At 71.5% G+C, this 18,755-nt stretch carries 17 protein-coding genes, 1 tRNA gene and 1 pseudogene; 10 read left to right on the top strand and 9 right to left on the bottom strand.

Features of this window, described 5'->3' with window-relative positions; genetic code table 11:
- Window positions 1-250: 250 nt before the first annotated feature.
- The 5 genes from WME73_RS27940 to WME73_RS27920 all read left to right on the top strand — a co-directional run bounded on the left by WME73_RS27940 (window position 251) and on the right by WME73_RS27920 (window position 4,317).
- Window positions 251-529: a hypothetical protein gene (locus WME73_RS27940; RefSeq protein WP_437911511.1), complete on the top strand. Its 279-nt coding sequence runs from the start codon at window positions 251-253 to the stop codon at window positions 527-529.
- Complete coding sequence (locus WME73_RS27935; RefSeq protein WP_437739438.1) at window positions 526-918, top strand: nucleotidyl transferase AbiEii/AbiGii toxin family protein; 393 nt, start codon at window positions 526-528, stop codon at window positions 916-918. Before WME73_RS27940 ends, WME73_RS27935 begins: the two co-directional genes overlap by 4 nt.
- A gap of 513 nt (window positions 919-1,431) precedes the next feature.
- A complete protein-coding gene (locus WME73_RS27930) occupies window positions 1,432-2,196 on the top strand; it encodes a hypothetical protein (RefSeq protein ID WP_437911510.1) in 765 nt (254 codons plus the stop codon).
- Window positions 2,197-2,428: 232 nt separating this feature from the next.
- A complete protein-coding gene (locus WME73_RS27925; protein ID WP_437911509.1) occupies window positions 2,429-3,520 on the top strand; it encodes an AAA family ATPase in 1,092 nt (363 codons plus the stop codon).
- Window positions 3,517-4,317: a hypothetical protein gene (locus tag WME73_RS27920; protein WP_437911508.1), complete on the top strand. Its 801-nt coding sequence runs from the start codon at window positions 3,517-3,519 to the stop codon at window positions 4,315-4,317. The genes WME73_RS27925 and WME73_RS27920 overlap by 4 nt, the downstream gene beginning before the upstream one ends.
- A 184-nt stretch (window positions 4,318-4,501) precedes the next feature.
- On the opposite strand, the pseudogene WME73_RS27915 reads toward WME73_RS27920, so the two are convergent.
- Together WME73_RS27915 and WME73_RS27910 are read right to left on the bottom strand one after the other, a co-directional pair.
- Window positions 4,502-4,909: pseudogene (locus tag WME73_RS27915) on the bottom strand (sigma-70 family RNA polymerase sigma factor); the annotation flags it as partial.
- A 174-nt stretch (window positions 4,910-5,083) separates the two neighbouring features.
- Window positions 5,084-5,392, bottom strand: a complete 309-nt coding sequence (locus WME73_RS27910; RefSeq protein WP_437911507.1) for a hypothetical protein — start codon at window positions 5,390-5,392, stop codon at window positions 5,084-5,086.
- A 177-nt stretch (window positions 5,393-5,569) separates the two neighbouring features.
- Here WME73_RS27910 and WME73_RS27905 point away from each other — a divergent pair, with 177 nt between their 5' ends.
- Window positions 5,570-7,084 (top strand): serine/threonine-protein kinase, encoded by a 1,515-nt coding sequence (locus WME73_RS27905; protein ID WP_437911506.1) that lies wholly within the window; start codon window positions 5,570-5,572, stop codon window positions 7,082-7,084.
- Window positions 7,085-7,098: 14 nt separating this feature from the next.
- On the opposite strand, the gene WME73_RS27900 is transcribed toward WME73_RS27905, so the two are convergent.
- The 5 genes from WME73_RS27900 to WME73_RS27880 all read right to left on the bottom strand — a co-directional run bounded on the left by WME73_RS27900 (window position 7,099) and on the right by WME73_RS27880 (window position 10,168).
- Window positions 7,099-7,590, bottom strand: a complete 492-nt coding sequence (locus tag WME73_RS27900; protein WP_437911505.1) for a DUF3368 domain-containing protein — start codon at window positions 7,588-7,590, stop codon at window positions 7,099-7,101.
- Window positions 7,583-7,834, bottom strand: coding sequence for a UPF0175 family protein (locus WME73_RS27895; protein WP_437911504.1), 252 nt, complete (start codon window positions 7,832-7,834; stop codon window positions 7,583-7,585). Before WME73_RS27895 ends, WME73_RS27900 begins: the two co-directional genes overlap by 8 nt.
- 365 nt (window positions 7,835-8,199) lie before the next feature.
- A tRNA-Thr gene (locus WME73_RS27890) sits at window positions 8,200-8,271 on the bottom strand.
- 70 nt (window positions 8,272-8,341) lie between these two features.
- Window positions 8,342-9,280, bottom strand: coding sequence for an alpha/beta fold hydrolase (locus WME73_RS27885; RefSeq protein WP_437911503.1), 939 nt, complete (start codon window positions 9,278-9,280; stop codon window positions 8,342-8,344).
- Between the two features lie 123 nt (window positions 9,281-9,403).
- Window positions 9,404-10,168, bottom strand: a complete 765-nt coding sequence (locus WME73_RS27880; protein ID WP_437739427.1) for a peroxiredoxin — start codon at window positions 10,166-10,168, stop codon at window positions 9,404-9,406.
- A 78-nt stretch (window positions 10,169-10,246) separates the two neighbouring features.
- Between WME73_RS27880 and deoC the strand changes: the two genes are divergently transcribed.
- The 3 genes from deoC to WME73_RS27865 all read left to right on the top strand — a co-directional run bounded on the left by deoC (window position 10,247) and on the right by WME73_RS27865 (window position 13,762).
- Window positions 10,247-11,200 (top strand): deoxyribose-phosphate aldolase, encoded by a 954-nt coding sequence (deoC, locus tag WME73_RS27875; RefSeq protein WP_437739426.1) that lies wholly within the window; start codon window positions 10,247-10,249, stop codon window positions 11,198-11,200.
- Between the two features lie 64 nt (window positions 11,201-11,264).
- Complete coding sequence (locus tag WME73_RS27870) at window positions 11,265-12,791, top strand: aldehyde dehydrogenase family protein (RefSeq protein ID WP_437911502.1); 1,527 nt, start codon at window positions 11,265-11,267, stop codon at window positions 12,789-12,791.
- A 131-nt stretch (window positions 12,792-12,922) separates the two neighbouring features.
- The gene (locus WME73_RS27865) at window positions 12,923-13,762 is read left to right on the top strand and encodes an aldehyde dehydrogenase family protein (protein WP_437748036.1); all 840 of its coding nucleotides are present in this window, start codon (window positions 12,923-12,925) and stop codon (window positions 13,760-13,762) included.
- 80 nt (window positions 13,763-13,842) lie between these two features.
- On the opposite strand, the gene fmt is transcribed toward WME73_RS27865, so the two are convergent.
- Window positions 13,843-14,778 carry a methionyl-tRNA formyltransferase gene (fmt, locus tag WME73_RS27860; RefSeq protein ID WP_437911501.1) on the bottom strand — a complete coding sequence of 312 codons (936 nt, stop codon included), beginning with the start codon at window positions 14,776-14,778 and terminating at the stop codon, window positions 13,843-13,845.
- Window positions 14,779-14,856: 78 nt separating this feature from the next.
- The gene (locus WME73_RS27855; protein ID WP_437739423.1) at window positions 14,857-15,690 is read right to left on the bottom strand and encodes a formylglycine-generating enzyme family protein; all 834 of its coding nucleotides are present in this window, start codon (window positions 15,688-15,690) and stop codon (window positions 14,857-14,859) included.
- Window positions 15,691-16,133: 443 nt separating this feature from the next.
- On the opposite strand from WME73_RS27855, the gene lon reads away from it, so the two are divergent.
- Window positions 16,134-18,587 (top strand): endopeptidase La, encoded by a 2,454-nt coding sequence (lon, locus tag WME73_RS27850; RefSeq protein WP_437739422.1) that lies wholly within the window; start codon window positions 16,134-16,136, stop codon window positions 18,585-18,587.
- Window positions 18,588-18,755 lie beyond the last annotated feature (168 nt).

Below are 18,755 nucleotides of genomic sequence, written 5' to 3'. Positions count from 1 at the left end.
TCGGCGGGCGTCTGAGCGGGTGCGCGCGCGGCGCCGCGAGCGACGCCGTCTATGCGGCAGAGGAGCACCCGATGTGACGGGCGAGCCCGCCGAACGGGACCCTGCGCCCCGCGTCTCCGGCGCGGCGATCCGCGGGCGGAAGGAGGCCAGGCTGGGTCGCGTCGCGCCCCCGGTCTCCTGCTGCGCCTGCTGCCGGCTGGAGGGCCGCTACGCGGTAGCCGGATCGGCCGGTGAGCAGTAGGATTTGCTGGTGAACGCTGACGCCGAGCTCCGCGAGCTTGCAGCCAGGTACGTCTGGTGGCAGCCGCCCGCGGTCACCCTCGCTCGCCCGCATCACTTTCTCTGTCAGGTGATGACGCTCGGAACGGCGGAGGACGTGAGAGCCGTGCGGCGCGCGATGGGCGACCAGGCCTTGTTGGGCGCGCTGGATCACGCTCCCCCGGGCGTGATGGATCCGAAGTCCTGGAACTACTGGCACCTCTTCTTCGGCCGCCGACCTCCGCCTCTGCTGGAACGCCCGCTTCCGTGACGCGCCTTCTGCCCAGGCTCGACGTGCTTCCCGCCGCCCAGCGAGCGCTCTGGCCCGAGCTCGCTTGCGTCCCCAGGCGCTTCGTTCTTTACGGCGGCACGGCGCTTGCGTTGCGCCTCGGGCATCGTGAATCCATCGACTTCGACTTCTTTGCGCACGATCCGTTGGATCATCACGAGCTCGAGCGCGAGATCCCATGGCTTCGAGAAGGCGATGCCTTGCAAGAAGAGGCCAACGCGAGGACGGTGCTCGTTCGGTCTCCGGAGGGGAGCGTGAAGATCTCGTTCTTCGGCAAGATTGCGTTCGGGCGCGTGGGCGAACCGGCGTCGACCGAGGAGGGAGAGATGAAACTCTGGGCGGAGGCTGTCGAGAGCCGCCGGGAGCGATGAAACTCTGGGCGGAGGCTCTCGACAGCGCCGCGGGCCTCTTTTTCTCGTGTTGACGGACCTCCGCGCAAGCAGGGCCCGTGCCCGCCGGAGCCGCAAACAAATCGACCGACCCTGATCGATTTTCGTGACCCGATCGGGGTCGCGCTCCCGATTGATCTCCTCGACGGGACGGAAGGACGCCGGGCGACGGATCCCCTTCGCGCGACGCGCTCGGTCCCGGTGGCCCTGATCCATCGTTCGCTCGCGCTGTCCGCGCGGCGCGGCGACGGCTCGGGTCGAACGCAACCAACAGCCTCCCTTTTCGAGGAGATTTCAGGAGGAGAGATATGCCTGCTGTGACGAAGTCGAAGAAGCGCTCCGCGACCGCTGCCGCCTCTGGAGAGCCATCCTACGCTCCGCCCATTTACGACCCCGCGGCTGGCAAGAAGGCGCTCGAGGCGCTCGCCCCGGCGCTCGACCGCCTCTCCGAGCCCGAGCTCATCACCGTGAGGATCGACGTCGAGGCGGCCACGTATGCGGCCCTCGGCGTCGTCGGGTTCGTGTCCTCGCCCGACGTGCGCGCGCTTCGCGCGGCTGCCCCGGGAGGAGTTCGACGTCACGCACGTCGACGAGCTGGAGCTCGCGTGTTTCGCCGTGCTGCACGCGCTCGCGGAGGCCCGGGCCGCCGGCGCGCTCGAGACGGAGGCGCGGCTGCCGATCGCGCTGGTCACCGAGGGGCTGGAGGTCGAGGCGCGCATGCAGGCGCTGTGCGAGTACCAGCTCGCGGACGACCCCGCGATCAAGCCGGAGCTCGATCGGCTGCGGCCGGGCACCGGGCACCGCGACCTCGCGAACGATCTGCTCGGCTACGCGCGGATCTACGAGCTGCGCGCCGACGTCGTGAAGGCGGACCCGAAGCACTACCGGGCCGACGACGCGGCGCGCGCGCGGGAGCTGGCCGGGGCGATGATCCAGAAGCTCTCGACGGCGATGACGCCGAGGGCCCGGCAGGCCTTCGACCGGTACGTGCGGGTCTGGACGCTGCTCTGCCTGCGCTACGAGGAGGTGCGGGCGGCAGCGCTGTGGCTGTGGCGGAAGAACTCGCGCATCCAGGAGCGGTTCCCGTCGCTGTTCGCGGTGGGCAGGCCCAACTCGGCCCGGTCGTCGAGGAAGGAGGCGCCGAAGGGAGGCGAAGGGAACGGGCACGGCGATGGCGGCGGCGGTGGTGGGAGCGGCAGCGGGGAGGAGCCGGGGGTGACTCCTGTCGTCCCGGAGCTGGTGACGGAGAGCCCTGGCTGAGCTGGTGCCGAGGCGCTGCGCTGCACGCTCCCGGTCCGCGTGCAGCGCGGCGGCGAACCGCCCCCGGGCCTCCGCCAAACCGCCGACGGACGCCCAGGCCTTCACAGGACAGGCTTCACTGACTGGTCCTACGGGCGTACCTTTCCGCCTGCCCGTGGCGCCTGACGCGGCGGGCGGCCCCGGATGCCGCTGCTCTCCGGCCAGGGGAAGCTCGACCTGCAGGAATTTCCGCATGATCACGTCCGTTCGACTCCAGGAATTCAAGGGCCATCGGGACAGCACCGTCGCGCTCGGCCGGCTCACTGTGCTGGTCGGCCCGAACGGGTCCGGGAAGACGAGCGTGCTCGAGGCGCTCGCGCTTCAGAGCCGCCTCGTGCGCTACGCGCCCCGGGACGTGTTGACGGGTGATTGGTCGCCCGGGGATCTGCTTCGCCGGGGGACCAAAGGGGGGGCGATCGCGCTGACGTCACGGGGCACATGGGAGGACGAGGACTGGAGCTTCCGGACCGCGTTCTCGGGATCGGAGGTGGACGTCGAGTGGAAGTGGAAACGGAGCGGCGATTTGCAGAAGGTCACCGCTTATGGCGACCACCCCCTCCGCAGCATCGTGCCGCGGCTCGACGAGGCCGTTGCCCCCGCGACCCTCTACAAGCTCAATGCGGAGCGCATCGCCGCCGCAGCGTACAGCGATGATCTCGCGCCCGGCGTCGACTACGATGGGGCCAACACAGCCGTCGCGCTCGCCGCGATCAAGCTCGGTTACGACGAAGCGTTCGAGCGTATCGAAGAGTCGCTCCGTCGGATCATTCCGAACGTGGAGCGGGTCCGAATCCGGCAGGCCAAGGTCGGGCGCCCGAATCCAGAGCTGCCTCACAAGGCCGAGGACGTCGTCGGAAGCAAGGTGTTCTTCGATTTCCGCGGCGCCCCTTCCGTCCCAGCGCACGCGGCGAGCGAGGGGACCCTCATCACGCTGGCGCTCCTGACCGTGCTTCATGGCCCGAACCGCCCGGAAGTCCTGCTTCTGGATGACTTCGCCGAGTCGCTCCACCCGCAGGCGCAGATGGATCTGGTGCGGCTGGTAAGACGCCTGCTCGAGGAGTTCAGCGATCTCCAGGTCGTCGCCACGACGCACTCGCCCTACATCCTCGACGAGCTCGACCCCTCCGAGATCTATGCCTTCGCGCTCCGCGACGACGGCACCGTGGCCCTCAAGCGCCTCTCCGAGCACCCGCAGGCGACGGAGGTGAAAGGCACGCTCTCGGCGGGCCAGCTCTGGAGCATGGATCCAGAGCGAGACTGGGTGCTCGCCGAGAGCGCGCCGTGAAGCTCCTGGTCTTCTGTGAGGCCCACGCCGACTTCCTGACAGCGAGCGCTCTCGTGGACCGCGTGCTTCACGACGAGGGGCCCGCCTGGGTGAGCGTCCTCCTGCGTTCGCACCCGGAGTCCATCCGTGAATGGGCGAGCGACGGCCACGGCAAGGAGTTCTTCGACATCCACAAGCTCGAGGCGTACAGGCGAGACCTCGGCAACGTGCGTTTCATGCCGGGGCATTTCGACGGAAAGCCGGGGGCGGCGGGCGCCCAGACCGCGAGGAACGCGTTCGCGATCGCGCGCGAGGTGGGTAAGCGGGATCCGTCGATCCGCCTGGAAGCGGTCTTCATCGTCTGGGACATGGATGATCAGGGGGAGCTCCGCCGGAAGGGGCTTGCTCAAGCCCGGACCGAAGGCTCACGGTGGGCGTCGTTTCAAATCGTCCTCGGCTGCCCCGATCCGATGCGCGAGGCGTGGGTGCTCGCGGGGTTCGAGCCCGAGTCGGACGAAGAACACGCTCGCCTCGGCGAGCTTCGACGCGAGCTCGGCTTCTCCCCCTGCGACGAGGCGCACCAGCTCGACGCGAAAGACGAGCAGGCGAAGCGGAACCCGAAGCGGGTGGTCCGCTGGCTCACGGGCGACGATCGCGAGCGCGAGGCGCGCTGCTTGACCGAAGCGCCGCTCGAGCGGTTGCGGGAGCGGGGCGCCGCCTCTGGGCTGCGCGAGTTTCTCGAGGAGGTGAAGGCGCGCGTCGTGCCGCTATGCCAAGGGTCTCCTGCGAGCGCTCTGCGTGCTCGACCGCAAGGATAGCGGCGGGGACACGCGCCGCCTGGTGCTCTACCCGGACGTCGGACGTCGCGCCCGAGAGCCCCACCCGATCAGGCGCGGCGGCGCCCCCCTGCGCGCGCTCCCGGTCGGCTCGCAGCGCGGCGGCGAACCGCTTCTGGGCTTCCGCGCTGCGCCGCTTCGCGGTCCGCTCCGAGCAGCCGAGCGCCGCGCCGATCGCCTGCCAGGTCCGCTCCTCGATGTGGCGGAGCACGAGGACGCGCCGCTCCTCGTCCGGGAGCCGCGACAGGGCGGCCTCCACCGCGCGGATGGCGCGGTCGTACGTGGCGCGGAGCCGCTCGCCCTCCTCGCCCGGCGCTGTCAGCGCGCGGCCGACGAGGCCGAGCACCGCGGCGGCCGCGACCTGGTCGGCCATCCCGTCGGCCTGCGCGGTCGTCTCGGCGTCGCCGTCGGCGAGCACGTCGCTCGTGTCCTGCACCGCCTCGGCGGCGTCGTAGCCGTCCTCGCGGGCGGCGCGCCAGTGCTTCGACTCCTGCTGCAGCGCGTCCGACAGCGCGCCGTCGACGCGCCGCCACGCGTAGACCTGGAAGGGGACGCCGCGGGCTGGATCGTAGCCGAGCGCGGCTTCGTGGAGCGCCTGGACCGCGGCGGAGCGGAGATCGTCGGCACACGTAGTGCGCGCGCGTCCGCCGGAGGAAGTGACCGCAGAGCTTCTCGACGAGCGGCACGGCCTCCGCGACGAGCGCCTGCTGGTCGGGGCGGAGGGGCCTCCGCGGCCGGTCGCCGTGGCTCATCGGGCGCCGCCTTGCCCTCGGCCCTTGGCAGCGCCCGCCTTCGCTGCGAGCCGCTGCGCGGCCTCGGCCAGCGCCGCGGGCTCGCGCCGGTCGACCTCGCCGCTCGCGGCGGGGGGCGTGCGCGGGCGGAGCCGGTCGACGAGCGGGGCGGCGACGGGGTGCGTCGCGAGGAAGCGCGCGGTCAGCGCGCGCAGCGCCTCGAGATCCTCGGCGGGCAGGAGATCGGCGTACGGCGCGACGGCGTGGGCGACGCGGGCCTCGAGGGTCGGATCGCCGTCATCGGGGTCGGGGAGGGGGCTCGACATCGGGCTCCGGGGGCGCGCTGCCCGCTGGCGCTGCATGCGCTCGGCGCGCTTCGCGCGATGGACACCCGACGCTACCTTTCCCCGGGAGGGGCAACAAGGGTAGAGGAGCGATGATGGCCGGGGCGCTCGTTCGTTATCGTCAGGTTCGTCAGGCGCTGCGAGGTGGGGTGTCGCGAGGTGACGAGCATCGATGAGCCGTTGAGCCCCGGGGCGCTGTTCCAGGGGCGCTTCCTGATCGATCGCCTCCTCGGACGCGGAGGGATGGGCGAGGTCTGGGCCGCTCTCGACACGGCGCTGGAGCGGCCGGTGGCGATCAAGATCATCCACCGCGCCCTCGCGGGGGAGGCGCGTTACGCCGAGCGTTTCCTCCGGGAGACGAAGCTCGCGGCGCGGGTCGCGCACCCGAACATCGTGCGGCTGTACGACGCCGGCAGGGCCGCGGACGGGCGGCTCTTCATGGTGATGGAGCGCGCCTCGGGCGTGCCGCTGCGGGAGATCATCGCAGGCGGCGCGCGGCTCGATCCGGTGCGCGCGCTCCACTACGCGATCCAGATCGCGGACGCGCTCTCGACGGCGCACGAGGCCGACCTCGTGCACCGCGACGTGAAGCCCGAGAACATCCTGGTGAGCGACGGCGTGCGCGCGCGGCTCGTCGACTTCGGCGTGGCGAAGGACGCGCGGGGCGTGGGCCTCGGGCTGACCGGGCAAAGGAGGGTGGTCGGGACGTCGCGCTACATGGCCCCGGAGCAGGTCGCCGGGGGCGCCGTGGACGCGCGCGCGGATCTGTATGCGCTCGGCGTGGTCGTGTACGAGATGCTGGCCGGGGCGCACCCGTACGCGGTGCTCGACGAGGCGTCGGGCATCGGGGAGACGGAGATCCTTGCGGCGCACGTGCACCTGGAAGCGACGCCCCTGCCGGAGGTGCTCCCGGGGTGTCCGGAGGCGCTCTGGACTGCGGTGGCCAGGTGCCTCGCCAAGAGGCCCGAAGCGCGGTTTGCGCGGGCGGCGGAGCTCGCGGCGGCGCTGCGCGAGGTGGCGCGGACCGCGGTGACGGCGGAGAGGGCGCTGGACGACGCGGGCGCGCGGCAGCTCCTGAGCGAGGCGGCGGACGCGGCGAGGGAGCGGGCGATCCGCGAGCGCGCTGGGACGCCTCGGGGGGAGAGGGCGGCAAGGGCGGTGCAGCTGATGGCGGTGCTGCCGGCGGGGGGAGCAGCTCCGGGGAGCGCGCCGGCAGTCGCCGATGCGCGGAGCAAGCTGGCGATGGCGCAGCGGTTCAGGGTGGAGCCGGCGTGGGGGCTGGGTCGGGTGGGCGCGGGGAAGGCGCCTGGGATCGGGGACGAAGCGGCCGCGGGGCCGCCTCCGTCTCCGGCGCTGCCGGCGGCGGGCAGGGCTGCGGGGGCCGAGAGGGAGGGGCGCGGCCCGGTGGCAGGGGCGGCGTGGGCGCCGGAGACGGGCGCGCTGATGAGCACGGAGACATGGGAAGGGGCGGCCGCCGTCATGGCGGGTGTGGCGGCGCGAGAGGTGCTGGCGAGGACGGAGCCCTGGGAGCAGACGCGTGTTGGCGCTGGCGTGATAGCGGCGACGAACGCGGCGCATTCCCGGACGAGGTGGGGGCTCGTCGTGGCCGCGGTGGCGGTGCTCGGTCTGGCGGCGCTTCTTGCCGTTGTGGTGATTGGGCTCGTGAGGGGGTAAAGAGCCGTCCGGGATCAGCGTGCGGGCTCGCCGGCGAGCTCCAGCACGCTCGCGCGCAGCGCCGGAGCGATCCGAAAACCGAGCGCCTGGAGCCGATCGAGACAGGGGCTCACGCGGTCGAGGAAGCCCCGCTGTTTTGCCCGTAGGAGCACGCCGAGCGTGCCGGTGAACGTCAGCCCGAGCATCGTCGCATAGCGGCGGGCCTGGCCATCGTCCAGGAGCAGAAGGCTCGCCGGGCGTCCGGCAGCGAGGGCCAGCACCTCGCGCTCTCCGGCGTCCAGATCGGCGACGAGTCGCAGGAGAGAGGCGTGCTCTACCTCCTCGACGGCGAGCCACGGGAGGTCCTCGACCCGTGGCACGGCGTGGCCAAGCCGCATGCCCTCACGGAGCTCATGGGCCACGGCCTTGGGGATGGTGATCCGCTGGTACAGGTCCGGAAGCAGATCGAGCCGGCCGAGTTGGTGAAGGTATAGGAGCGGTGATGTATTGCAGAGGACGTCACGCATTATCGACATCCGCGCGCAGGTCCTCGTCGGTCATGCGAAAGGTGTCGACGCCGTAATCGGCCAGCTTCGCGAGGAACGCGACGCGAGGCACGCCTGCCAGGCGGGCCGCTGCACCAGAGGAGAGACGGCCCAGCTCGTAGAGCTTGACCGCCGCCGCCATGCGCAGCTCGCGCGTGACCTCGGAAGGCGCCACGTGCAGGGCGAGCATGGCGTCATCGGGCAAGTCGAAGGAGATCGTGGTCATGCGTGGTCCTCCCACGCTCATCCTTGCCGCGGGGCGCAGCTATCGGCAAGCGCGCGGCGAGCTCGGCTGCATCAGCCGACAACGGCTACGCGGCCATAAGGGGTTCAGCCTGAACGGGTAACGCCGCCTGTAGGAGGCTGCCAGTATCACCCATGAACGGGCGCAACTCCAGCACCGGGACCCAGCGAGAGAGCTCGATCCAGCGCTGGGGCAGCGTGACGCCAGACGATGACGCTCGCAGGGAAAGCTATGCGCACAACGGCGCGCCATCGCTCAACCGGCAAGAGCGAGATTCACCAGCACCATCGAGCGCCAGCGGTCTCCTGCTCACCTACAGGCGAGCGAACACGCTGGCATTCACGTTGAGCCACCTTCGGGACTTGAACCCGAGACCTACGGTTTACGAAACCGTTGCTCTACCACTGAGCTAAGGTGGCATGCCTCTCGTCGAGGAGGCGCGCAGATTACCCACTCGCCCTGCCGAGTCAAGCTCTTTTATTTCCGCCCTCAGAGGGACCCGGTTTCGCTCGCTGCTGCCGCGGCTTCGGCTGCCTCGGCTGCCTCCCTGATTCCCTGCCCCGCCGCATCCCCGGCGCCGCCTCCCGCCGCGAAGAACTCGCCCAGCCGCTCCGCCAGCTCCGCCGCCGCCGACCAGTGCATCATGTGCCCGGCCTCCGGCAGCTCGACGTGCTCCGCGCGCTTGAGCCTCGCCACCCGCTCCGCTTCGTCCTCCGGGTGCCACCCCGTCGGCCCGCCGCTCACGAGCAGCGTCGGGCACGCGATGCGCTCCAGGAACGTCATGAACGCCTCCACCTGGAACAGCAGCGGCGAGGTCGTCCGGTGCATCGGATCGTACGCCCACGCGAGCCCGCCGTCCGGCTCTTCCCGCGTGAGCAGCGGCGCGCGCGTCGCCAGCACGTCGCGCGGCACGCGCGGGTGGTTCGCCACGAGCCGCGCGATCGCGTCCTGCATCGACGAGAGCTTCCGCGGCGCGCGATCGAGCTCCGCCATCTGGCGCAGCCACGCCTCGACGCGCACGACGGCGACCTCGGGGCCGCTCGCCGGCGGCCCCACGCCTTCGAGCAGCGCCAGGCGCTCGACGCGGCCGGGGCACGCGCCCGCGTAGTACACGGCGACCGCGCCGCCCATCGAGTGGCCCACCACGCCGAGGCGCGCCGGCGCGAGCGCGTCCACGAGCGCCGCGACGTCGGCGATGTAGTCGGGGAAGTAGTAGTAGCTGCCTGCGCCGACGCGGGCGCTCCTGCCGAACCCGCGCAGGTCCGGCGCGACGACGTCGTGCCCCGCCCGCGCGAGCGGCTCGGCCACGAGGTCCCACGTGCTCCCGGCGTCGAGGAAGCCGTGGAGCAGCAGCAGCGTGAGGCCCGTCGGCTGCGCGTGGTCGTCGCGGAAGCGATGGACGCAGAGATCCAACCCGTTGGTGTTCAAAAATTCCGACGACCTACGCACCACGCGCGCTCCCGTCTGCAGATCTCCCGTCAGCCCTCCGCGCGGCCCGCGCGGTCAGCGCGCGACCCGCCGGCGCTCCTGCGCCGCGTGCGCGCGCGGGCGTCACCGCCTCGCCGGCGGACCTTTCGCCGGGGGCGCCGCGGGGGCCGCCGGGGGCAGCATCGTCCCCGTCGCCACCGGAGCGGCCGTGGCCGGCTCCGCCGCTCCCGCAGGCGCCGCCGCGGGCGCCGCCCCGGTGGCGGCCGGCGCCGCGGTGTCCGCTCCGGCCGGCGCTGCGCTGCCCGACGCCGCTGGCGCGACCGGGAGCGCGGCGCCCGTGAGCTGCGCGGCGTCCTTCAGCACCTCGTCCGCGTGCACCCCGGGATCCACGTCCGGATAGACCTTCGCGATCTTGCCGTCCGGATCGACGAGGAACGTCACGCGCGCCGTCGCACCGAGCCGCATCGGCACGCCGAACGCCGTGGCCCACGCGTGATCGGTGTCGACAAGGATCGGGAACGGCAGCTTGTTCTCGGTCGCGAACTTCTCGTGCGACTCGCGGGTGTCGGAAGACACGCCGAAGACCTGCACGTTGGCCTGCTTGAACCGATCCCACGCGTCGCGGAACGCGCACGCCTCCTCGGTGCAGCCAGGCGTCCCGTCCTTCGGATAGAAGTACACGACCACGGCCCGACCCCGCTGATCGGACAGCCGCTGGATCGCGCCGTGCTGATCCGCGGCGAACACGTCGGGCGCCGTCGCGCCGACCGGGATCAGCCCTTGTCCACCATCGGGTCGCTCGGCCGCGCCACACCCGAGCAGCGAGGCAAAGGCAAAGACGACAGCAAGTACGACAAAAACGACGGCAATCGGGAAGCGTCTCTTCATCAGAGCGCCACGTTAGCACGCACTCGGTAGGATCGATCCGACGCTTCTGGTACGTTCCCGCGCCAGGAGACGAGGCCGATGGCGATCTTCGGAAACGACAGCGGCGCCGCGCCCGGCGTGGTGCGCCAGGGCAGGGAGGTCACCTACCCCGATTTCTCTTCGCCCACCGTGGATAAGGTCATGGTCGAAGAGCGAGCCGCCGGGCTCGGCAAAAGGAGCATCAAAGGCCCCGCCAAGGTCGCCGGCCTCAAGCTCGCCATCTCGATGATGGACCTCACCACCCTCGAGGGGAAAGACTCCCCGGGAAAAGTTGAGCAGCTCTGTCAGAAGGCGCTTCGACCCCACGAGCGCGCGGACATCCCTTCGTGTGCGGCGGTGTGCGTCTATCCCAAGCTCGTCTCCGTGGCGAAGCGAGCGGTCTCGGGCTCGGCGGTCAAGGTGGCCAGTGTGGCGACCGCCTTCCCGAGCGGCCTCTCCACGCTCGCCGTCAAGCTCGCCGACGTCCGCCAGGCGGTCGAGCTCGGCGCCGACGAGATCGACATGGTGATCGACCGCGGCGCGATGCTCTCCGGCGAGTACGGCGCGGTGTACGACGAGATCGCCGCGACCAAGGAGGCGTGCGGGCACGCGCACCTCAAGGTGATCCTGGAGACGGGCGAGCTCGGGACCTACGATCGCGTCCGCAAGGCGAGCCGCATCGCGATGCTCGCGGGCGCCGACTTCATCAAGACCTCGACCGGGAAGATCACGCCGGCGGCGACGCCTCCGGTGACGCTGGTGATGCTGGAGGCGATCCGCGATCACGCGCAGGCGACCGGGCGGCGCGTCGGGATGAAGCCGGCCGGCGGGATCCGCACCGCGAAGCAGGCGCTCCACTACCTCGTGCTGGTCAAGGAGACCCTCGGCGACGCCTGGCTCACGAGCGACCTGTTCCGCTTCGGCGCGTCGACGCTCCTCAACGACGTGCTCATGCAGCTCGAGAAGGAGCGGACGGGCGCCTACCAGAGCGGGGACCATTTCAGCAAGGACTGACCGCGCCGCGAGGGCGGGCCCGCGTCGGTGTTCAACGCGCGGCCGCGGGCGTAAAGTGCGCCGCATGAGCGACAACAGCACCGCCGCGGCTGGCGGCGACGGGGGCTCGCCCCGGGACGCGACCGCGGCGCGCGACGCGACCGTCGTGTTCGGCGACGCCTGGCGCTACGCGCCGGCGCCCGAGGGGCGCGACCACGTGAAGATCGCGCCGCGGTACGAGCTCTTCATCGGCGGCGCGTGGCGCGCTCCGGCCTCGGGCCGCTACCTCGACAGCATCAGCCCGTCGACCGAGGAGAAGCTCTGCGAGTTCGCCGAGGCCTCGGAGCAGGACGTCGATCTCGCCGTGCAGGCGGCGCGGGCCGCGTACGAGAAGCACTGGTCGCGCATGCGCCCGCTCGATCGCGGCAAGTACCTCTACCGCGTCGCCCGGGTCCTCCAGGAGAAGGCGCGCGAGCTCGCCGTCGCCGAGTCGCTCGACGGGGGCAAGCCCATCAAGGAGTCCCGCGACGTCGATCTCCCGCTCGCGGCCGCGCACTTCTTCTACCACGCGGGCTGGGCGGACAAGCTCGAGCACGCCTTCCCGGGGCGCGACCCCCGGCCGCTCGGCGTCGCGGGCCAGGTGATCCCGTGGAACTTCCCGCTGCTCATGGCGGCGTGGAAGCTCGCCCCGGCGCTCGCGGCGGGCAACACGTGCGTCCTCAAGCCCGCCGAGACGACGCCGCTCACCGCGCTGCTCCTCGCGAAGATCATCGAGGAGGCCGAGCTCCCGCCCGGCGTCGTCAACGTGGTCACGGGCGCCGGCGCGACCGGCGCCGCGGTCGTCGGCCACCCTGGGGTCGACAAGGTCGCGTTCACCGGGTCGACCGAGGTCGGCAAGCGCATCCAGCGCGCGCTCGCCGGCACCGGGAAGCGGCTCACCCTCGAGCTCGGCGGCAAGGCCGCGAACATCGTGTTCGAGGACGCGCCGCTCGATCAGGCCGTCGAGGGGATCATCGGCGGCATCTTCTTCAACCAGGGCCACGTCTGCTGCGCGGGGTCGCGCCTCCTGGTCGAGGAGAGCGTCCACGACGCGCTCCTCTTCAAGCTGCGCGAGCGCATGGGGACCCTGCGCGTCGGCGATCCGCTCGACAAGAACACGGACGTGGGCGCCATCAACTCGCGGGCGCAGCTCGCGAAGATCGAGGAGCTCGTGGCGGCGGGGGAGCGCGAGGGGGCCGCGCGCTTCTCGGTGAGCTGCGCGCTCCCGCAGCGGGGCTACTGGTTCGCGCCGACGCTCTTCACGGGCGTCGCGCAGTCGCACCGGATCGCGCGCGAGGAGATCTTCGGCCCGGTGCTCTCGATCTTGACCTTCCGCACGCCCGAGGAGGCGATCGAGAAGGCGAACAACACGATGTACGGGCTGTCGGCGGGCGTCTGGACCGGCAAGGGCTCGAAGAGCTTCTGGGTCGCGCAGCGACTCCGCGCCGGCGTCGTCTGGGCGAACACCTTCAACAAGTTCGATCCCAGCGCGCCGTTCGGCGGCTACAAGGAGAGCGGCTTCGGCCGCGAGGGCGGGCGCCAGGGGCTGCTCGCCTACCTCGAGGTGGACTGATGGCGCTCGGCGACCAGGACAGCGGCGGCGACGAGGGGTGCACGTCGATCGGGGATTGCGCCGGCGCGGCTGCGCTCGACGCTCCTCCGGGCGAGGCGCGCGCGCGGGTCGGCGTGCGCAAGGCGTACAAGATGTTCGTTGGCGGCGCGTTCGTGCGCTCGGAGTCCGGGAGGTACACGCAGGTGCGCGATCACGGAGGCGCGGGGGCGGTCGAAAACATCCCGCGCGCCTCGCGCAAGGACGGGCGCGACGCCGTGCTCGCGGCGGCCGGCGCGCTCGGCGGCTGGTCCGCGCGCGCCGCGTACAACCGCGGGCAGATCCTCTACCGCCTCGCCGAGATGCTCGAGGCGCGGCGCGCGGAGCTCGCGGCCTCGCTCGAGCGCGGCGGGCAGGGCGCAGGCGCCGCCGAGCGCGAGGTCCTGGCGGTGATCGATCGCGCGGTCGCTTATGCGGGCTGGGCCGACAAGTACCAGAGCCTCTTCGCGAGCCTGAACCCCGTGTCCGGCCCGCACTTCACCTTCACGGTGCCCGAGCCGATGGGGGTCGTCGTCATCGCGGCGCCGCCGCGGCCGGCGCTGCTCGGCCTCGCGGGCGCTCTCCTGCCGGTGATCACCGCCGGCAACACCTGCGTCGTGCTCGCGAGCGAGGCGGATCCGCGCACGGCGCTCGTCTTCGGCGAGGCGCTCGCCACGAGCGATCTCCCGGGCGGCGTCGTCAACGTCCTCACCGGCCAGCTCGCGGAGGTGCTGCCGCACCTCGCCGCGCACATGGACGTCGCCGCGCTCGATCTGCACGGCGTGGACGCGGCGCTGACGAAGCGCCTCGAGGAGGCGGCCGCGGCCAGCGTCAAGCGGGTGCGCGCCCGATCGCTCGGCGAGGCGGAGTGGTTCGACGACAGGGCGGCGACGTCCCCCCGCTGGATCGAGCGGTTCGTCGAGCTGAAGACGATCTGGCACCCGGCCGGGCCGTGACGCGGACGGCGCTCAACGACCGGGCGCCGTGACGCGGGCCGCGCTCATCGACGGGGCGCCGTGAACGGCGCCCGGGGCGCTCAACGACCGAGCATCATCCCCGTCTGGAGCGTCCGCCCGGCGACGAGGTCCGCCGCCGCGAGCGGCTTTCGCCCCTCGGCCTGTGCTCGCACGATCTGGATCGCGCCCGCGCCGCAGGCGACGATCACGACGCTGCGGCCGGCCATCACCACGGTCCCCGGCGGCGCGCCGGCCTGGTCGGCCTCGCTCTCGACATGCGCGGCCAGCACCTTCAGCGTCTTGCCGTCGATCGTCGTGAAGGCGCCTGGCCACGAGGTCATCCCTCGGATGTGGTCGTGGATCTGCCGGGCGCTCCGCTCCCACCGGATGCGCCCGTCTTCCTTCTTCAGGAGGGCCGCGTGCGTCGCCGCCTCGTGGTCCTGCGGCGTCGGCGCGAGCTCGCCGTCCACCGCGCGGCGGAGGTCCTCGCGCACGACGCGCGCGGCGAGCGCCCCGAGATCGATCGCGAGCTCGTCGGCGGTCGTGTCCGGGCCGATCGCCGTCCGGCGCACCCCGTAGACGGGCCCCGTGTCCATGCCCTCGTCCATCTGCATCAGCGAGATGCCCGTCTCGGCCTCGCCCCCGACGATCGCCCAGGTGATCGGCGCGGCGCCGCGGTAGCGCGGCAGGATCGACGCGTGCAGGTTCATGCAGCCGCGCCGCGGCGCCTCGAGCACCGCCTTCGGCAGGATGCGCCCGTAGGCGATCACCAGCGCGACGTCCGCTCCGGCGCCCGCGACCCACGCGGCGAACTCGGGCGTGCGGACCTTCTCGGGCTGCACCACGGGCACGCCGAGCTCCAGCGCCTTCACCTTCACCGGCGGCGCCTTCAGCTCGAGCCCGCGGCCGGCCGGCCGATCTGGCTGACAGACGACGCCGACGACGTCCGCGATCGACGCGAGCGCCTCGAGCGACGGCACGGCGATGGCGGGGGTACCGAAGAACAGGGCGCGCACGCCCTGGCTTCTAGCAGGACCTGCGCCCGTCGTGCCGCCTTCTTCGCTCGCGGCGAGCGCCGCCGTGGAGGCTCGGCCTCAGGGCCCGGGCGCTCGGCGCCCGCCGCGCTCTTCGTCCGCCACGGGCGCCGCCGCGCCGCGCGAAGGGGGCGCTGAGCGCGGATCGGCGCAGCAGCGGAAGCCGGTCTCGTAGAACACGAACTTCGGATCGTGCGCGTCGTTCGTCCCGCGGCAGCCCGTCCACGGCTTGGCCCAGAAGCCGCCCATGAGCGCGCCTGGCCACCGGCGGCCGCGGCGCGAGGCGACCCACTCCTCGACGTTGCCCATCATGTCGAAGACGCCGAAGGTCGAGGCGCACCCGGGATGGGAGCCGCTCGGCGCGCCCTGCCAGAGCCGCTCGACCTCGCGCTGCGCCGCCTCGCCGGAGGCGCCGAGCTTCCGCTCGTCGACCGGCCGCCAGGCCTTGCCGCTGTTGCAGACCGCCTTGTCCACGCGCCAGCCGTAGGCGAGGGGACGCCGCTCGGGGCCCTCGCACGCGAGCTCCCACTCCTGCTCGGCGCACACCCGCTTGCCGCGCGCGGCGCACCACGCGGTCGCCGTCTCGAACGACTGCATGACGAGCGGCTTCGCCCCCCGCTGGTTCGGCGCCTCGAACTGGTCCATGCACACGGAGATCTCGGTCGACGGCCCCTCCTCGGCCGTGATGTCCTCCCAGTACGCGAAGCAGTGGGTCGCCTTGCCGCTCTTGACCGGCTCCACGCAGACGTGCTGCACCTCGTCGCGGTGCGTGCCGGTGACGAGCCGCATGTCCGCCGGGCACGCCGGGCTGGGCCCTGGATCGAGCGACGGCGCCGCCGGCAGGCCGAGCATCGCGATCGCGAGCGCACCGAGGCCGAGCAGGGGATCGATCATCGTTCAGCGAGGGCCAGGGTGTCGCTCCGTGCCGGGCGCAGCCTCGGCCTCGCCGCGGCGCGCGGCAAGGCCGAGGCGCGCCTCCTCCGCGCGCCGCGTTGACCCGGCCGCCGAGGATCCTGCGCCGCGCCGCGCGCGCCACGTGGTGACGAGCGTGACGAGCGAGCGCTGCAGGTCGGAGTCGGAGCTGACCACCGGCAGCGTATCCTCATTCAAAAAAATGGCCAGGGCTGTGGCACGCGGCATGCGCCGTGTCTATGGTGAGTTCCCGTAGCCTCGCGGGCTGTCTTCCACCAAGAGCTGCCAGCAGGGCTCCGCGTTGCACCATCCGCATCCGTCTGGATGCAAGCCAAGATGACCGGGGCGCGCGGTGGCCGCGCGGCCCGGCTGCGTGTTGATGAAGGGGTTTACCTCCCCCGGTCGGGTGCCTAGAGGAGATCGCCATGTCCGAGAAAAAGAACCCGCCGATGCCGCCGCGCTCCGAGGAAGAGGTCGTCTTCGGCGACGAGCTGCCGGTTCTGCCGATCCGCAATGCGGTGCTGTTCCCGGGCGCCGTCGCGCCCTTCGATGTCGGCCGCGAGAAGTCGGTCGCGCTGGTGGAGGATGTCGACAACCTCCCCGGCCCGGTCATCGCGATCTTCGCCCAGCGCGATCCGTCGACCGACGATCCCGGGGCGGAGGACCTGTACCCGATGGGCTGCGCCGCGCGCGTGCTGAAGGCGCTGAAGCACAGCTCGGGCAACTACTCGTTGATCTTGCAGGGCCTCACGCGGATCAGGCTCGATAGCGTCACGGCCCACACGCCGTACCTGCGCGCCAAGATCCGCCGCATGGATGAGCCGGCGACGGAGGACGTCGAGGCGGAGGCGCTGGCGATGAGCCTGCGCGACATCGCGAAGCAGGTCATCCAGCTGATGCCGGAGCTCCCGCGCGAGGCGGGCTCGCTCATCGACTCCATCCAGGCGCCCGGCGCGCTCGCCGATCTCGTCGCGGCGAACCTCGACGCTCCGGTCGAGGAGAAGGCGCAGCTCATCGAGACGATCGACGTGAAGGAGCGCATCCGCAAGGTGCTGCGGCTGCTCACGCGGCAGCTCGAGATCCTGAAGATGCGCGAGCGCATCAACTCCCAGATCAAGGAGGAGATGGGCAAAAACCAGCGCGAGTACGTGCTGCGCCAGCAGCTCAAGGCCATCAAGGAGGAGCTGGGCGAGGACGACGGCGATCAGGGCGATCTCGACGGGCTCGAGGATCGCATCGCGAAGGCGAACCTGCCGACCGAGGCGGAGACCGTCGCGAAGAAGCAGCTGAAGCGGCTGCGCACGATGCAGGTCGGGTCGGCCGAGTACACCGTGGTGCGGACGTACCTCGACTGGATCCTCGACGTGCCCTGGACGCAGTCGACGCAGGACAACCTCGACATCGGCAGCGTCCGCAAGGTGCTCGACGAGGACCACTACGGCCTGGAGAAGGTCAAGAAGCGCATCCTCGAGTACCTGGCGGTCCGGAAGCTGAAGCAGGACAAGAAGGGCCCGATCCTCTGCCTGCTCGGGCCTCCCGGCGTCGGCAAGACGTCGCTCGGCCGGAGCATCGCGCGCGCCCTCGGCCGCAAGTTCCACCGGGTCTCGCTCGGCGGCGTGCACGACGAGGCGGCGATCCGCGGACACCGGCGCACCTACGTCGGCGCGCTCCCTGGCCAGATCATCCAGGGCATGAAGAAGTCGGGGACGATCAACCCGGTCTTCATGATGGATGAGGTCGACAAGATCGGGCACGACTTCCGCGGCGATCCGTCGGCGGCGCTGCTCGAGGTGCTCGATCCGGAGCAGAACAACACGTTCGCGGATCACTACCTGGAGATCCCGTACGACCTGTCGCACGTGATGTTCGTCGCGACCGCGAACGTGGCGGATCCGATCCCGCCGCCCCTCCGCGACCGCATGGAGATCCTCGAGATCCCCGGCTACACGCGGAAGGAGAAGCTCGCGATCGCGCGGCAGCACCTGCTCCCGAAGCAGCTGTCAGAGCACGGGCTCACGACCGAGCAGCTGGAGGTCACGGACAAGGCGCTGGAGGAGATCATCGATCACTACACGCGCGAGGCCGGCGTCCGGTCGCTCGAGCGGCAGATCGCGGGCGTCATCCGCGGCGTGGCGGTGAAGGTCGCCGAGGGCGACACGCAGAAGCGGCGCGTCGACAACGAGGACGACCTGCATGAGTTCCTCGGCCCGGCGAAGTACACGAGCGAGGTCGCGGAGCGCACCGCCGAGAGCGGCGTCGCGACGGGCCTCGCGTGGACGAGCGTCGGCGGCGAGATCCTCTTCATCGAGGCGACGCGGATGTACGGCACGGGCAAGCTCCAGCTGACCGGCCAGCTCGGCGACGTGATGAAGGAGTCGGCGCAGGCGGCGCTGTCGTTCGTCCGCAGCAACGCGGCGAGGTTCAGCATCGCGAAGGACTTCCTCGAGAAGAGCGATCTGCACATCCACATCCCCGCCGGCGCGATGCCCAAGGACGGGCCGAGCGCGGGCGTGACGATGTTCACGGCGCTCGTCTCGCTCCTCACCGGGATCAAGGTCCGCCACGACGTCGCGATGACGGGCGAGATCACGCTGCGCGGTCGCGTGCTCCCGATCGGCGGCCTGAAGGAGAAGGTGCTGGCGGCGCACCGCGCCGGCATCAAGCGCATCATCGTCCCCGAGCGCAACCGAGCGGATCTCGAGGAGGTCCCGAAGGAGGTCGTGGACGAGCTGCAGTTCTTCTTCGTCAGCCGGATGGAGCAGGTCCTGGAGGCCGCGCTCGAGCGGCTGCCCGAGCCCGCGCCCGCGACCGAGGAGTCGAAGGACGGCGAGAAGAAGGAGATCGAGAAGTCGGAGAAGAGCTCGATCGCCAGCAACTGATGACGGCCGTCGCCAGCGATCGCTGAGCGACCTGTCTCCGAGGCGCCGCGCGGCTTGAACGCGCGGCGCCTTTTTTCGTGCTTTTTTCGTGAAGACGCCCGCGCGGCAGCGACGGACGCCTCCGCCTCTCGGCGAGCTTGTTGCGCTCGCGTTGCAGCGCGTGGAAGC

It is taken from the genome of Sorangium sp. So ce302 (assembly GCF_051530145.1).
Taxonomy (GTDB): Bacteria; Myxococcota_A; Polyangia; order Polyangiales; family Polyangiaceae; genus Sorangium; species Sorangium cellulosum_B.
The sequence above is the reverse complement of the archived record's forward strand: the minus strand, read 5'-3'. Positions and strand labels throughout refer to the sequence as shown.